Origin of the sequence: Pseudomonas syringae, from assembly GCF_023278085.1 — a bacterium.
GTDB lineage: Bacteria > Pseudomonadota > Gammaproteobacteria > Pseudomonadales > Pseudomonadaceae > Aquipseudomonas > Aquipseudomonas syringae_Q.
This window is the reverse complement of the sequence record NZ_CP066265.1, coordinates 498,048-514,070: the sequence shown is the minus strand read 5'-3', so window position 1 is coordinate 514,070 and position 16,023 is coordinate 498,048. Positions and strand designations below refer to the sequence as shown.

Sequence of the window (16,023 nt, the reverse complement as noted above, 5' to 3'; positions counted from 1 at the left end):
AAGCAGGATACTTTCATGACCAAAACATCAAGGCGCTGGCCATTCGTGGCCTGCCTGCTGTCGCTGGCCTGTGGCAGCGCCGCTGCGGCCCCCTACTCAAGCATGGTGGTGTTCGGCGACAGCCTGGCAGACGCCGGGCAGTTCCCGGACACTGCCGGCCCGATGGGCTCCACGCTGCGGTTTACCAATCGGGTCGGTCCAACCTATCAGGACGGCAGCGGCGAAGCGTTCAACCTGAACTCATCCACCCTGATCGGCCGAATGCTGCATGTTCCAGCCGGTGATCTGGCGGCGTCCACATCGCCAGTCAATGCCTCACTGGGCGCGCCGGATGGCAATAACTGGGCGGTCGGCGGCTATCGAACGGACCAGATTCTCGATTCGATCAACTCGCAATCCACGGTCGTCGACCCGAACAGCGGCACACTGTTGCGCAGCCGCACCGGCTATCTGCCCGCCAACAGCTTTCGTGCCGACCCCAACGCACTCTATTACCTGACCGGCGGCGGCAACGACTTCCTGCAAGGTCGCGTGTTGAGCGCCAGCAGCGCAGGGCAAGCTGCCAACCAATTGGCTGACAGCGCGCAAGCCCTGCAACAGGCGGGTGCGCGCTACATCATGGTCTGGCTGCTGCCAGACATCGGCAAAACGCCAGCCTTAAGCGGTACGCCATTGGCGTCAGCGACTTCGGCCCTCAGCGCTGCCTTCAACCAGCAACTGGTCAGCCGTCTGTCCCAGATCAATGCGCAAATCATCCCGCTCAACGTGCCATTGTTGATCTCTGAAACGCTGGCTGAACCGGCCCGCTTCGGTTTCGACCCCAGCGAGAATCTGGTCAGCACCTGCTTCAGCGGGGACAGTTGCCGAGAAAGCACCACCAACGGCAGGTCCAGCGCCACACCGAATCCGAACCGACTGTTCTTCAATGACCGCGTGCACCCGACCGAAGCCGGGCAACGTTTACTGGCCGACTATGCCTATTCATTGCTGTCGGCGCCGTGGGAAATCACCCTGCTGCCGGAAATGGCCAACGGCACGTTGCGCATGCATCAGGACGAGATTCGTGCGCAATGGCTCAGCGACTGGGGTAACTGGCAAGGCATCGGGCAGTGGCAGAGCATTCTTTCGGCTGGCGGTCAGAAAATGGACTTCGACGCACAGGACAACTCGGCTGATGCGGACGGACGAGGCTACAACCTGACCATTGGCGGCAGCTACCGTTTTGCCGAAAACTGGCGTACGGGTGTGGTGGCTGGCGCTTATCGACAGACTCTGGAAGCAGGCCCAAGGGACTCGGACTACACGCTCAACAGCTACATCGCCACTGCATTTCTGCAGTACCAGGCCAATCACTGGTGGGGCGACCTGGCGGTGTCGGGCGGCAAGCTGGACTATGAAAATGCCGAACGCAAGTTCGCCCTGGGTGTGAGCGAAGGTCAGGAAAAAGGCGATACCGACGGTGAAATGTGGGCAGTCAGCGGGCGAATCGGCTTCGATATCGCTGGCGCCGCAAGCCGCTGGCATCTGTCGCCGTTTGTCAGCGCCGACTATGCCCATATCGATGTCGATGGCTATTCGGAAAAAGGCGAGCGCTCTACAGCCCTCACCTTTAGCGATCAAACCCGCAAATCCCGGCGTGCAGGTGTCGGTTTGCAGGGCAAATTCCAGGTGACGCCGAGCACACAGGTGTGGGGAGAAGTCGCACGGGAAAGAGAGTTCGAGACCGGTCAGCAGGACGTGACCATGGCGCTCAACAGCGTGCAGTCAGTCGGTTTCACGCTGGAAGGCTACACCCCGCAACGCGACCTGAACCGGGCAACCCTCGGCGTCAGCCAGAAGCTTACTCAAGACCTGACACTGCGTGGTAACTACAACTGGCGCAAGAACGACGACGTGACGCAGCAAGGGGTTAACGTTGCGTTGAGCCTGAGTTTCTAGACAGGCCGTTGAAGCGTAGTGGCGATACTCCGAATATCGTGCCCACGCTCTGCGTGGGCACACCATTCTGGACGCTCCGCGTCCACTCTTGAGTATGCGGTGAGGCGTAGAATTGTGACGCGGAGCGTCACGCAAAGCATTCCCACGCTGGTGTGGTATGACCCCCGAAGGTTGGATACAACCTTTGGAGGCATCATGGGTAGATATACAGAACAGGCAAAACTCGCGGCCGTGCAGGAATATTGTGCCGGCAAGGCCGGTTTGAGGGATGTTGCACATCGCCACGATGTGGATTTTTCCTGTCTTAGGCAGTGGGTTGCGGCCTATCAGATTCATGGCGTAGCGGGCCTGCAAGAGAAAAAACGCCAGCGCTACAGTGACGAGTTCAAGCTGACTGTTTTGAAGCGCATGCATGATGAGCGTTTATCTCTGCGCCAGACAGCGGCCTTGTTCGATATCCGTCAGTTCGGCATCATCGGTCTATGGCAGCGCTATTATGAAGAGGGAGCCTTTGATGCCTCCTCCAAGCCACCCACAAAAGCCGGACGCCCAAGAAAGATGACGACTGCACTTCCCCCTGTGAACGCCCCCTCAATCGACGATGAATCGCGCTCGCGTGACGAGTTGCTTGCCGAGGTGAAGCAACTGCGGATGGAGGTCGACTATCTAAAAAAGCTCGATGCCTTGGCTCAGAAGAAGCAACGAATAGCGCAACAGAAAAAGCGCAAATCGTAACCGAACTGAGACTGGGGCATTCTCTGGATGGCCTGCTGAAGCTTGCCGGTCTGGCGCGCAGCACTTTTTACTATCAACAAAAGGTACTGCAAGCGGGCGATAAGTACGCCGGGCTCAAAGACCTGATTCAGACAGCTTTCTACGAGCATAAAGGCCGGTATGGCTATCGTCGTATCACGGCAGCGTTGCGGCGCGCAGGCCATCTTGTGAACCACAAGACGGTGCAGAAACTGATGGGGCAGCTAGGCCTGAAGAGCCTGGTGCGTGTGAAGAAATACCGTTCTTACAAGGGCGAAGTAGGCAAGGCTGCGCCCAACATTCTCAAGCGTGATTTCAAGGCCCAACACCTTAATGAAAAATGGGCCACGGACGTGACCGAGTTCAAAGTGGGAGGCCAGAAGCTCTATCTGTCGCCCATCATGGATCTGTACAACGGCGAAATCATTTCCTATGCAATCGCCAGGCGCCCGCTGTACTCCATGGTCGACGAAATGCTTGAAGGAGCGTTCAAGAAGCTTGAGCCGCATGAAAAGCCTATTTTGCACTCAGACCAGGGCTGGCAATATCGGATGCCTGTTTACCAACGATTACTCAATGAGCATTCGATCACATGCAGCATGTCGCGCAAGGGCAACTGCTACGACAACGCGGCTATGGAAAGTTTTTTTGGCACGCTGAAGTCCGAGTTTTTCTATCTGAACAAATTTAACGATCTGGATGAGCTTCATGCCGGCATCGACGAGTACATTGAGTATTACAATCACTCACGCATCAAACTGAAACTTAACGGCCTGAGCCCTGTGGAATACAGAATGCAGGGGAACGATATCCCAACTATCGTGCGACGCTCCGCGTCGGCATTCCGTTCTGGACGCTCTGCGTCCACTCTTGAGTGTGCGGCGCGGCGCAGATTTGTGACGCGGAGCGTCACCCAAGGCATTCCCACGCTGGAGCGTGAGGAACGATAACTCTCTAACTACCAACTATCGTGCGACGCTCCGCGTCGGCATGCCGTTCCGGACGCTCCGCGTCCGATCTTGAGTACACGGTGCGGCGCAGATTTGTGACGCGGAGCGTCACGCAAGGTGTTCCCGCGCTGGAGCATGAAGAGCGATAAACCGACTATCGTGCGACGCTCCGCGTCGGCATGCCGTTCTGGACGCTCTGCGTCCGCTTTGGGACGCAAAGCACCAGGCCGACTCAATCCTCGGCGGTCTGCGAGGCCAAGGCTACAGCGCGGAACATGGCGCGGCGTTTGTTCAGGGTTTCTTCCCATTCCAGTGCTGGCACCGAGTCGGCGACGATGCCGCCGCCAGCCTGCACGTGCAGCTCACCGTTCTTGATCACCGCAGTACGGATCGCAATCGCGGTGTCCATGTTGCCGTTCCACGCCATATACCCCACCGCGCCGCCGTAGACACCACGTTTGACAGGCTCCAGCTCGTCGATGATTTCCATCGCGCGGATTTTCGGCGCACCGGACAAGGTGCCGGCGGGCAGAATCGCTCGCAGCGCATCCATCGCCGTCAGCCCGCTTTTCAGCTGGCCAGTCACGTTGGACACAATGTGCATCACATTGGAATAACGTTCGATCACCATCTTCTCGGTCAGTTTGACGCTGCCGATCTCGGACACCCGACCCGTGTCGTTACGCCCCAGATCGATCAGCATCAAGTGCTCGGCGATTTCCTTGTGATCGGACAGCAGGTCTTCTTCCAGCGCAAGATCCGCCTCTTCAGTGGCGCCACGCGGCCGCGTACCGGCAATTGGCCGCACGGTGATCAGGTTATCCTCGACCCGCACCAGCACTTCCGGCGAGCTGCCTACTACGTGGAAGTCACCGAAGTTGAAGAAGTACATGTACGGCGTCGGGTTAAAGCAGCGCAACGCCCGATACAGATCGATAGGCGCAGCCGCGAAATCGATGGACATACGCTGTGACGGTACGACCTGCATCACATCGCCCGCGAGGATGTACTGCTTGATCGTGTCGACCGCGGCTTCATAGTCATCCTGCGTGAAGCTGGAGCGAAACACCGGATCGGCAGCGGGAGGCCTGTCCAGATCCAGACCGCGACGCGGCGTGATCGGCTGGCGCAGCTTGTTCATCAGTTCATCGAGCAGCGCGACGCCACTGTCGTAGGCATCCTGTTGCGCCGGATCAACCAGCACGATGGCGTGCATCTTGCCCGCCAGGTTGTCGAACACCACCACCGCATCGGAGACCATCAGCAGGATATCCGGCACGCCCAGCGGGTCCGGGTTAGGACAGTTGGCCAGACGTTTCTCGACATAACGCACGCAGTCGTAGCCAAAGTAGCCCACCAGCCCACCGTTGAAGCGCGGCAGACCGGCAATGGTCGGCACGTTGTAGCGCGCCTTGAAGGTCTCGACAAAATCCAGCGGATCTTCGACATCCAGGCTTTCGATTTCGACGCCGTCATGGGTCACGCTGACGTGATGACCATGCACACGCATGACGGTGCGGCATGGCAGGCCGATGATCGAATAACGACCCCATTTCTCGCCGCCCTGCACCGATTCCAATAGATAGGAGTTCGGTTGATCGGCAAGTTTGAGGTAGATCGACAGCGGCGTATCGAAGTCAGCCAGGGTTTCGCGGGCAAGCGGGATGCGGTTATAGCCGTCAGCGGCCAAACGCAGAAATTCTTCACGGTTCATGAGCAACCTCGTGGTTTGAGGATAAAACGGTCAGTTGAGCAAACGTGCCGGCAGGCCGGCCAGAATCAAGTCAGGCGCGCCAACGCCAGCGGGCCAGGGCCTTGATGACTTTCATCCAGAGTTTGCGAGTGACCACCACGATGGATTCTCTTAAGGAGGGACGTTTGATGTCGGGCAACAGTATCTCAGCGTCCCGATCCAGGCAACCGGGAATCAGCCTGCGCAGATCATCGATCACCAGCGCCGGGTTTTCCTCGGCAATCGGCCTGCCGTGGTTGTAGCCATAACTCAGCGCCACGCAGGCTACACCGGCTGCTTTGGCGGCCTGCACATCACTGCGCGAGTCTCCGACAAACAGCGATTGCGAGGCTGGAATACCGGCCATTTTCATGACGAAGAACAGTGCAGCCGGGTCAGGCTTTTTCTGTGGCATGGTGTCGCCGCCGATGATCCAGCGGAAGAAACGCCCCAGCTTCATCTCATCGAGCAACGGCGCCACGAAACGCTCCGGCTTGTTGGTGATGAGCGCCATCTCGACGCCCATCTTCTGCAACCACTTCAGGGTTTCGCGTACGCCGGGGTAGACCGCCGTGAACTCATGCTTTTCGGCATAGGCGCGCATGAATATCTCCAGCGCCTGCGCGGCCAGCGCGTCATCGACGCCACTGTGATCGAGATCATTGGCCAGCGCCCGGCGTACCAGCACCGGCGCACCATTGCCGATCCAGGTGCGGACCGCATCAAGACCGGCGGGGGAACGCCCAAGCTCGGTCAGCGTCTTGTCCACCGCGACGGCCAGATCAGGAACCGAATCCACCAGGGTGCCGTCCAGGTCGAACATGATCAGCCTGGGCAGCTTGCCTGCAAACAGCGTTTCAAGGCCGCTCATGCGCGGGCTGACGCCAGCTCTGTGCGCATTTTATCGATCACTTCGCGATAGTCCAGCGCGTTGAAGATCGCCGAGCCTGCCACGAAGGTATCAGCACCTGCCGCCGCGATTTCGCGGATGTTGTTGACGTTGACGCCGCCGTCGATTTCCAGCCGGATATCCCGCCCGGAAGCCTCGATCAGCGCCCGCGCCTCGCGCAGCTTGTTGAGCGTGCCGGGAATGAATTTCTGCCCGCCGAAGCCGGGGTTGACGCTCATGAGCAGGATCATGTCGACCTTGTCCATCACGTACTCCAGCAGGTTCAGCGGCGTGGCCGGATTGAACACAAGACCGGCCTTGCACCCGCCCTCGCGGATCAACTGCAGCGAGCGGTCGATGTGCTGGGTCGCTTCCGGGTGGAAGGTGATGTACGTGGCGCCGGCTTCGATGAAATCGCCGATGATGCGATCCACCGGGCTGACCATCAGGTGCACATCGATGGGCGCAGTCACGCCGTACTTGCGCAACGCGCTGCACACCATCGGACCAATGGTCAGGTTCGGGACGTAGTGATTGTCCATGACATCGAAGTGGACGAAGTCAGCGCCGCAAGACAGCACATTGTCGACTTCCTCACCCAGACGGGCGAAGTCAGCGGAAAGGATCGATGGGGCAATAACGAAGGGCTGCATGACGCACCTGTTTGAGCAGAATCACGGTGCGCGGATTGTACGCCAAGCTTCGCCTGGAGCGGTAAGGTTCGAGTGGCAAGCCTGGAGCTGCAAGCCTCAAGCCTCAAGCCTTTTGATTTGCTTCTGCTTATAGCTTGCAGCTTGCAGCTTGCAGCTTGCCGCTCAAAGTTCACTGCGCCGTTCTCAGTTTTTCGCTGCGCCCCCTCAGCCACTCCAGCACCAGTAGCAACACCACCGAGAAGCCGATCAGCAGGGTCGCGGCGGCGGCGATGGTCGGGCTGAGGTTTTCGCGGATACCGCTGAACATCTGCCGAGGCAAGGTCGCCTGTTCCGGTCCGGCGAGGAACAGCGTCACGACGACTTCGTCGAACGAGGTCGCGAAGGCGAACAACGCGCCGGATATGACGCCCGGCGCAATCAACGGCAAGGTCACGCGCCGGAACGCAGTCAGCGGCGAGGCACCCAGGCTCGCAGCAGCGCGCACCAGGTTGTGGTTGAAGCCCTGCAAGGTCGCCGACACGGTAATGATCACAAACGGCACGCCCAGCACCGCGTGGACCAGAATCAACGAGGTGTAGCTGTTGCCCAGCCCCAGTGGCGCGAAGAACAGGTAGCTGGCGACACCGACGATCACCACCGGTACCACCATCGGCGAAATCACCAGGGCCATGACCAGCGCCTTGCCAGGGAAGTTGCCACGGGTCAGGCCGATCGCTGCCAGCGTACCGAAGCCCATCGCCAGCAGGGTCGCGGCCGGGGCGACGATCATGCTGTTCTTCAGCGCCCGCATCCATTCGGCAGAGTTGAAGAAGTCCTGATACCACTGCAACGAGAAACCTTGCAGCGGGTAGACCAGAAAGCTGCCCGAGTTGAACGACAGCGGCACGATGACCAGCACCGGCAGCACGAGAAACAGCAGCACCAGGGTGCAGAGGATGCGCAAGGCGTAATACCAGATGCGCTCGATCGGCGACGTGTAGGGGTTCAACATGATGAAGCTCCTCAGCTCAGACGCAGGCGGCTGGCGCCGACCAGCCAGCTATAGATCAGGTACAGCACGATGGTCGCCAACAGCAACAGCCCGCCGAGCGCCGTTGCCATGCCCCAGTTGATGCTGGTGTTGGTGTAGAACGCGACGAAATAGCTGACCATCTGGTCGTTCGGGCTGCCCAGCAAGGCCGGAGTGATGTAGTAGCCGATCGACAGAATGAACACCAACAGGCAGCCAGCGCCGATCCCGGCGTAGGTCTGCGGAAAGTACACGCGCCAGAAACTGGCAAACGGGTGGCAGCCCAGGGAAATGGCAGCGCGCATGTAGGTCGGGGAGATGTTTTTCATCACGCTGTAGATCGGCAGAATCATGAACGGCAGCATGATGTGCACCATCGAGATGTACACCCCGACCCGGTTGAAAACCAGTTCCAGCGGCTTGTCGATAATGCCCATCGCCAGCAGCGCGCTGTTGATCAGACCGCTCGACTGCAGCAGCACGATCCAGGCAGCAACGCGTACCAGAATCGACGTCCAGAACGGCAGCAGTACCAGAATCATCAGCAGGTTGCTCTGCCGTGCAGGCAGGTTGGCCAACAGGTAGGCCAGCGGATAAGCCAGCACCAGGCAGATGGCGGTGATCACCAGCCCCATCCAGAAGGTGCGGGCGAAGATATCCAGATAGATCGCCTGATCCGGGGTCGCGGGGGCCACTTCACCGAGGTCGTCGATGCGGTGATCAACGGCTGCCAGCAGGTAATACGGCGTGACGCTGCTGGTATTGCGGCGTACCGCCTGCCAATAGGCCGGGTCGCCCCAACGCTCATCCAGCGCTTCAAGCGCTTCTTTATAGGAGGCCGGTTCGGTCTTGAACGGCAGCGCGCGAGCGGTTTTGCTCAGCAGGCTGCGGTAGCCGGCCAGTTCGATGTTCAGCCGCTTGGACAGATCGCCCAGCGTGGAATTCTTGCGCGTTTCAGCCAGGTCCAGGCTCATTGCCTTGTAGACCGACTCGGGCGGCAGCCCTTTACCGTCCCATTTCTGCACTTCGACCACGGTGGTCGGCAGCGCAGTCACGACTTCGGGGTTGCCGACGCTCTTGTAGAGCAGCGCGGCGATGGGCACCAGAAACACCAACAACAGGAAAATCACCAACGGCGCGATCAGTGCCTGAGCCTTCCAGCGGTTGACCCGCTCGGCGCGAGCGAGACGTTGCTTCAAGTTGGGGCTGGCGCCTTCAGTCAAGGGCACGGCGATGGCCATAGCGAACTCCGGAATCTTTCAACAAGGGGGCGCTCCCTGCAGCAGGGAGCGCCCGGATCTGACTCAACGCAAACGGATTACTTGGCAGCCCAGGCAGTGAAACGCTGCTCCAGCGATTCGCCGTTGTCGGTCCAGAACGCTACATCCATCTGCACCTGATCCTTGATGTTTTCAGGCGTGGTCGGCATGTTCTGCAAGGTTTCCTTGTCCAGCAGCTTGACCGCCTGCGTGTTGGCCGGGCCGTAGGCAATGTTTTGCGAGTAGGTCTTCTGCTGCTCGGGGCTCAGCATGAAGGCGATGAACTTCTTCGCGGCATCGGCGTTTTTCGAACCCTTTGGAATTGCCCAGGCGTCGAAGTCATACACGCCGCCGGTCCAGACCACCTTGAGGTTGCTCTCTTTCTGCACGGCAGCGATTCGGCCGTTGTAGGCGGAGCTCATCACCACGTCGCCGGAAGCGAGGTACTGCGGCGGCTGTGCGCCGGCTTCCCACCACTGGATGCTCGGCTTGAGCTCATCGAGCTTCTTGAAGGCGCGATCTTGACCGTCTTTGCTGGCCAGTACCTTGTAGACGTCTTTCGGTGCCACGCCGTCGGCCATCAAGGCGAATTCCAGGGTGTATTTGGCGCCTTTGCGCAGGCCGCGCTTGCCTGGAAATTTCTTTGTGTCCCAGAAATCGGCCCAGCCAGCCGGCGCAGTGGTGACCTTGTCCGCGTTATAGGCCAGCACGGTGGACCAGACGAAGAAGCCTGCGCCGCAGGTGCTGATAGCGCCCGGCACGTAGTCGGCGGCATTGCCCAGCAGTTTCGGATCAAGCTCTTCGAACATGTCTTCGTCGCAGCCACGCGCCAACTCCGGCGACTCGACTTCGACCAAGTCCCAAGACACGCTTTTGGTGTCGACCATGGTTTTGACCTTGGCCATCTCACCGTTGTACTCACCGGCGATGATCTTGCCGTTGCCAGCCTTTTCCCACGGTGCGTAAAACGCTTTTTCCTGGGCAGCCTTGTTGGCGCCGCCGAACGATATGACGGTCAGATCAGTCGCGGCCATGGCTTGCGCCGCGCACATCAGGCCCAACGTGATAGCGGTGAACTTCAAGGATTTCAACATGTGTTCTTTTCTCCACGAGCAGTGTTGGTAAGCGATTGGGATGGGCGATTGGTTCGCCTCTGTTATTGCTTTTATCGGTAGATCAATGCACTTCCTGCAAGGGGTCGAGCGCGCGAACGTGCTCGACTTGCCAGCCGATCGGCACCACGTCGCCCACGCTCAACGTCGGGTCCAGTTCGGCAATCGGCTGTTTGACGAAGAAATCGGTTTTGCCGGCGACTTCCAGACGCACACGTACGTGGTCGCCCAGGTAGATGAACTCGGCCACACGACCGGAGAAACGATTGGCACAACTTTCGCTGCGGCCATTGAGGTTGATGCGCTCAGGGCGGATCGACAGGGTGACCGGGCCGCCCGTCTGGCCGACATTGATGGCCAGCGCATGCACTTTCTCGCCACGCTCCAGTTCGACGACACAACGATCACCGTCCTGGCTGACCAGACGCCCATTGAGCCGGTTGTTTTCACCGATGAAGTTGGCAACGAAGGTGTTCTTCGGTTCTTCGTACAGGCTGCGAGGTGGCGCGATCTGCTGGATTTCGCCCTGATGGAACACGGCAACCCGGTCCGACATGGTCAGGGCTTCCCCCTGATCGTGGGTCACATAGACCACGGTCACACCGAGGCGCTGGTGCAGGTGCTTGATCTCCATCTGCATGTGCTCGCGCAGTTGCTTGTCGAGTGCGCCAAGCGGCTCGTCCATCAGCACCAGCTGCGGTTCGAACACCAGCGCCCGAGCCAGGGCCACACGCTGCTGCTGACCACCGGACAATTGGGCCGGGTAGCGATGCGCAAAGCTGTCGAGCTGGACCATGCCCAGCGCCTTTTTGACCTTTTCGCCGACGTCGGTCTTGCTCATGCCGCGTACCGTCAGCGGGAACGCGAGGTTCTCGGCGACCGTCATGTGCGGAAACAATGCGTAGTTCTGGAACACCATGCCGATGTCGCGCTTGTGCGGCGGCACGTTGTTAATGGCGCGGCCACCGAGGAGGATTTCGCCTGCTGTGGGCGTTTCGAAACCGGCCAGCATCATCAGACTGGTGGTCTTGCCGGAGCCGGAAGGTCCGAGCAGGGTCAGGAACTCGCCTTTGCGAATGTCCAGGTTGAGGTCTTTGACGATCAGTGCTTCGCCGTCGTAGCTCTTCTGCACACCACGAAAGCTGACCAGAACATCACTCGCTCCAGCGCTTGTATCGACGTCGCTCATTACCCACACCTTTGTTTTGTCTGCGTGGGCTCAAGACTAGAGCAGCCCGAACACCCCGCAAATCGGGGGCCGGGAGAGAATTGCCTAGGCCAGGTGGAAGGCAGAGGGTAGGGATTGCCCTACAGCAATGGCGCGATTGGATATGTCGCTCCGCACATCTCTCGCCCCTGCGCGTGGTAATAAATTGCGTGCCACTCTGCGTCGCAAGGGACGCGGAGCGTCCGGAACGGCATGCCCACGCGGAGCATGGGCACGATAGTGTATTCCCGGCCGCCTCTCGTTCCTCACGCTCCAGCGTGGGAATGCAGCTCGCGACGCTCTGCGTCGCAAAGAGGACGCGGAGCGTCCGGAACGGCATGCCCACGCGGAGCATGGGCACGATAGTGTTTTCCCGGCCGCCTCTCGTTCCTTACGCTCCGTGGGAATGCAGCTCGCGGCTCTCTGCGTCGCAAAGAGGACGCGGAGCGTCCGGAACGGCATGCCCACGCGGAGCATGGGCACGATAGTATTTTCCCGAACGCCTCTCGTTCCTCACGCTCCAGCGTGGGAATGCAGGTCGCGGCGCTCTGCGTCGCAAAGAGGACGCGGAGCGTCCGGAACGGCATGCCCACGCGGAGCATGGGCACGATAGTGTTTTCCCGAACGCCTCTCGTTCCTCACGCTCCAGCGTGGGAATGCAGCTCGCGACGCTATGCGTCGCAAGGGCCGCGAAGGATTGGTACGAGGGTCAGCCGGATTGTCGTTTTCAGACTCAGACCAGCTTGTGTTCCATCGCATATTTGACCAAGTCGGCCAGGGAGTTGAGCTTCATTTTCTGCATCAGCCGGGCTTTGTGGGTGCTGATGGTCTTGCTGCTCAGGGCCAGTTGCTGGGCGATGTCGTTGACGTTGGCGCCTTGGGCCAGCCGTTCGAATACCGAGAACTCGCGCTCCGATAACAACGAATGCAAAGGCCGACTATCAGTGAGGCCGACTTCGAACACCATGCGGTCGGCCAGATCCGGGTCGATGTAGCGCCCGCCCGCGGCCACACGCCGAATGGCCGTCAGCAGCAACGCAGGGTCGCTGTCCTTGGTGGCATAACCCGCCGCGCCGACTTTCAGGGCGCGCGCCGCCATCTGCGCCTCGTTGTGCATCGACAACACCAGAATCGCAGGTGGATGGGTCAACGCCCGAATCCTCGGGATGGCTTCAAGGCCGTTGACGCCGGGCATGGAGATATCCAGCAACACCACTTCACACGCCACGTGGCGCAAGGTCTCAAGCAGCTGCTCGCCATTGCTGGCTTCGCCGACGACCTGCAGGTCCTTGGCCAGACCAATCAACTGTTTGATCCCCTCACGCACGATGGCGTGATCTTCGGCTACCAAAACACGAATCACGGATGTCGCTCCTGTGCGGTGGGGTCCATCGGGATGTAGGCGCGCAAGGTTGTGCCCTCACCGACCTCGCTGTCCAGTTCAAGTCTGCCGCCCAGCATCAGCACCCGCTCGCGCATGCCCACCAGACCGAACGACAGCGCCCTGCCCGACTCGACGACAAAGCCTTGCCCGTCATCGGCGATGGTCATGCATAAGATGTCGTCTTGCAGCGTCAGACTGATCTCAACGGTATGCGCCTGAGCATGGCGCATCACATTGGTCAGTGCCTCCTGCAGAATCCGGAACATACCGGTTGCCTTGGCATCACTGAGGGTCGGCAGGTTGTCCGGCACTTGCACCAGGCAGGGAATCTGCGTGCGCGCCTCGAACCGGCGCGCCTGCCATTCGATGGCCGACGCAATGCCGGCATCGAGAATTGGCGGCCGCAAGGCAGTCGCGACATCGCGTACCAGCTGGAACAACTGCGCGATGAGGCGCTTCATGCTGTCCAGACGTTCACTCAAGCCTGGGTCCAGGTCGGCGTAGGCCAGCTCGCACATTGATGTTTCCAGCTTCAATACGGTCAGCATTTGACCCAGTTCGTCATGCACTTCCCGGGCAATACGCGCCTTCTCTTCTTCACGCACGCTTTCCAGGTGCGCCGACAATTCACGCAACTGATCATGGGCGCGTCGCCGTTCGCTGACATCACTGAGGAACACCACGAGGTATTCCGCTTCGTGAAAACGCAGAAAGCTCAACGACACATCGGCGGGCAGAAAACTGCCGTCGGCGCGCAGGCAGTGGGTCTCGAACACTTGAGGGCTGTCTTCGCGGGAACGGGCGTTTTTCCACAGGTTGAGCCAGCGATCCATGTGCAGACCGGGTTCGAAATCGATCAACGGGCGCTCGACCACCTGCCCCGGCGCATAGCCCAGCATCGTCTCCGCCGCGCGATTGGCGTAACGCACGCGACTGTCCCAATTGACCCACAGAATGCCGACGGTGCTTTGATCGATGGAAAACTGCGCCAGCCGCAACGCCTCTTCACTCTCGACCCGACGGGCAAGGTTCTCGCGCGCGGTCAGTAACTCCTGTTCCAGCGCATGTTGCTGACGACGCTGCCAGATCACAATCGCAAAGCAGGCCAATAGCATTACCAGCAACAGAATGCACAGGTTCTTCCAGAGGCCGGTGGCGTCACTGAAATGCGCAGGGTTCAAGGGCATCCAGCGGGTGTGCAACTGTTCCAGCTCCCTCGCCGGAACCGCTTTTAAAGCTTCGCTGACGATCGCCGCCAGTTCCGGCACATCGCGGCGTGACGCTACCCGCAGCAGTTGCGGAAAACCGATGTCGCCGACCACTGCCAGCCCGGCGAACTCCGGCTCACGCAGCAGGCGACTCAATTGCGCCTCATCGACCACGGCATAGCGCGCCTGCTGACTGAGCAGCAATTGCAGCGCCTGGCGCTCCAGCGGCACGCCTTGCAGGTTCAGGTGCGGAAAATTGCTGCGCAGATAATCGGCGGTCGAGCCAGGCATGCGCACCGCGACTCTGGACAGGCTGTCGAGCTTCTCCAGATCCACCGCCGTGCTGCCGTCACGTTCGCCGATCAACAGTTGCGACACACGCAGATAAGGATCGGAAAACAGCCACAGACGCAGTCCGGCCGGGGTCTGCATCAAGCCCGGCGCAACATCTATTTCGCCGTTGAGCAACGCCCGTTCCAGCGCAGCCTGGTCGGCAAAGTTCCGCCACAACAACTCGACAGGCAGCGTCCGCGCCAGGGCGTTCATCAGGTCGACATTGGCGCCGGACAATTGCTGCAGGCGCTGATCGAACTGGGCGTAAGGCGCACGCAGTACCAGGCCGATCCGCAACGGGCCATGCGCCTTGAGCCAGTCGAGCTGCGCCGCGTTCAGTTGCGCAGTTGCAGGCGCTCCAGACACGTCAGCCTGCGTATTCGCCATCTGGACCATCAAGAGCAAAGCCAGGCAGCCGATAAAACCGGTGCGCAGAAGACGAATGATCAACGTGTCGTTCTCATGTGTGCGTATGACGGTCATGTGCCGCTAACGCTCAGGCCTGACAAAAGCCGATCAACCCATTAGGCTGCCGGGATAGTTTCTGGCTTGGAATATCCGATGTCCTACACCTTTCGCGCAATGTTTCCTGCATTGTTTTTGTCATTGATGCTGCCTTGCGCACTGCCTGCGATGGCGGCTGACCCGGCCCCCGGCAAGGACGCTGCCGCCGAAGCGCCGGTGGAACGCGCCCCGTTGCTCAGCCGTTCGCAAGAGGACTCGATTGCCCTGGAGCGCCAGTTGCCGCCTCAGGACCAGCAACAACTGCAAGCCGGAGACGAAAGTTTTCTGGCGCTCTGGAAGCCAGCGAACAGTGACGCGCCACAGGGCGCCGTCATCATTTTGCCGGGTGACGCAGAGTCGCCGGACTGGCCGGACGCGGTCGGGCCGTTGCGCCGAAAATTTCCGGACGTGGGCTGGTCAAGCCTGAGCATTACCCTGCCGGACGCCGAGGACGACACACTGGCGGCACGCGAGCCCGACGCCACGACAGAGGGCAGTGACAAAGACACAGCAGCCGACAAGCCTGCCAGTACAGCAAAAGACGCGCCGAAAGACGCCACTGCAAAGACGCCGGACCCGGCGGCGGAAGCAGAAGCACTGGCCAGCGCTGCAACGGCAAAAGCGGCTGCCGACGAAGAACGCAACAAGGCTCGTGCCGAACGCATCTTCGCGCGAATCGAAAGCGCGATCAGCTTCGCCCAGCAGAACAAGGCACGCAGCGTCATACTGCTCGGACACAGCAGCGGAGCCTACTGGGCAACCCGATTCCTCAGCGAACGCCCGTCCCCAACCGTGCAGAAGCTGGTGATGGTGGCGGCACGCGAACCGGTCAACGCCACCCCGTCATTACTGGACATGATACCGACGCTGAAAATCAAGACCGCCGATTTCGTCTACAAGAATCCGGCGGACCTGGCCGCAAAAGCACGGCTGCAGGCCAGCAAGCGCACCAAAGGCCCCGGCTTTACCCAGATCGCCCTGATCAATATCGTGGGCAACGAAGACACTGAGCAAGAGCAGCTGTTTCGGCGGATTCGCGGCTGGATAGAACCCAAAGAAGACAAGTAGGCACCCGGCACCAAGCCCCGTGCA

11 protein-coding genes and 1 pseudogene are annotated in these 16,023 nt (G+C 60.0%); 3 read left to right on the top strand and 9 right to left on the bottom strand.

The window, feature by feature from the left end:
- The first annotated feature begins 15 nt into the window (after positions 1-15).
- Positions 16-1,938, top strand: a complete 1,923-nt coding sequence (estP, locus tag I9H07_RS02285; protein WP_236426281.1) for an esterase EstP — start codon at positions 16-18, stop codon at positions 1,936-1,938.
- A 195-nt stretch (positions 1,939-2,133) separates the two neighbouring features.
- Positions 2,134-3,491 (top strand): annotated as a pseudogene (locus I9H07_RS02280) (IS3 family transposase); the annotation flags it as partial.
- A 382-nt stretch (positions 3,492-3,873) separates the two neighbouring features.
- On the opposite strand, the gene trpE reads toward I9H07_RS02280, so the two are convergent.
- The 9 genes from trpE to I9H07_RS02235 all read right to left on the bottom strand — a co-directional run bounded on the left by trpE (position 3,874) and on the right by I9H07_RS02235 (position 14,910).
- The gene (trpE, locus tag I9H07_RS02275; RefSeq protein ID WP_024672802.1) at positions 3,874-5,355 is read right to left on the bottom strand and encodes an anthranilate synthase component I; all 1,482 of its coding nucleotides are present in this window, start codon (positions 5,353-5,355) and stop codon (positions 3,874-3,876) included.
- 70 nt (positions 5,356-5,425) lie between these two features.
- The gene (locus tag I9H07_RS02270; RefSeq protein ID WP_236425413.1) at positions 5,426-6,244 is read right to left on the bottom strand and encodes a phosphoglycolate phosphatase; all 819 of its coding nucleotides are present in this window, start codon (positions 6,242-6,244) and stop codon (positions 5,426-5,428) included.
- Complete coding sequence (gene rpe, locus I9H07_RS02265) at positions 6,241-6,915, bottom strand: ribulose-phosphate 3-epimerase (RefSeq protein ID WP_236425414.1); 675 nt, start codon at positions 6,913-6,915, stop codon at positions 6,241-6,243. The genes I9H07_RS02270 and rpe overlap by 4 nt, the downstream gene beginning before the upstream one ends.
- Positions 6,916-7,084: 169 nt before the next feature.
- Positions 7,085-7,906, bottom strand: a complete 822-nt coding sequence (locus I9H07_RS02260) for an ABC transporter permease (RefSeq protein ID WP_024672805.1) — start codon at positions 7,904-7,906, stop codon at positions 7,085-7,087.
- 11 nt (positions 7,907-7,917) lie between these two features.
- Positions 7,918-9,165: an ABC transporter permease gene (locus I9H07_RS02255; protein WP_010428746.1), complete on the bottom strand. Its 1,248-nt coding sequence runs from the start codon at positions 9,163-9,165 to the stop codon at positions 7,918-7,920.
- 77 nt (positions 9,166-9,242) lie between these two features.
- Complete coding sequence (locus I9H07_RS02250) at positions 9,243-10,277, bottom strand: polyamine ABC transporter substrate-binding protein (RefSeq protein WP_024672807.1); 1,035 nt, start codon at positions 10,275-10,277, stop codon at positions 9,243-9,245.
- A gap of 82 nt (positions 10,278-10,359) precedes the next feature.
- Positions 10,360-11,484 (bottom strand): ABC transporter ATP-binding protein, encoded by a 1,125-nt coding sequence (locus tag I9H07_RS02245; RefSeq protein ID WP_058824781.1) that lies wholly within the window; start codon positions 11,482-11,484, stop codon positions 10,360-10,362.
- Positions 11,485-12,235: 751 nt separating this feature from the next.
- Complete coding sequence (locus tag I9H07_RS02240) at positions 12,236-12,865, bottom strand: response regulator (RefSeq protein WP_024673913.1); 630 nt, start codon at positions 12,863-12,865, stop codon at positions 12,236-12,238.
- The gene (locus I9H07_RS02235) at positions 12,862-14,910 is read right to left on the bottom strand and encodes a sensor histidine kinase (protein WP_236425415.1); all 2,049 of its coding nucleotides are present in this window, start codon (positions 14,908-14,910) and stop codon (positions 12,862-12,864) included. Before I9H07_RS02235 ends, I9H07_RS02240 begins: the two co-directional genes overlap by 4 nt.
- A gap of 78 nt (positions 14,911-14,988) precedes the next feature.
- Between I9H07_RS02235 and I9H07_RS02230 the strand changes: the two genes are divergently transcribed.
- Positions 14,989-15,999, top strand: coding sequence for an alpha/beta hydrolase family protein (locus I9H07_RS02230; protein ID WP_236425416.1), 1,011 nt, complete (start codon positions 14,989-14,991; stop codon positions 15,997-15,999).
- Positions 16,000-16,023 lie beyond the last annotated feature (24 nt).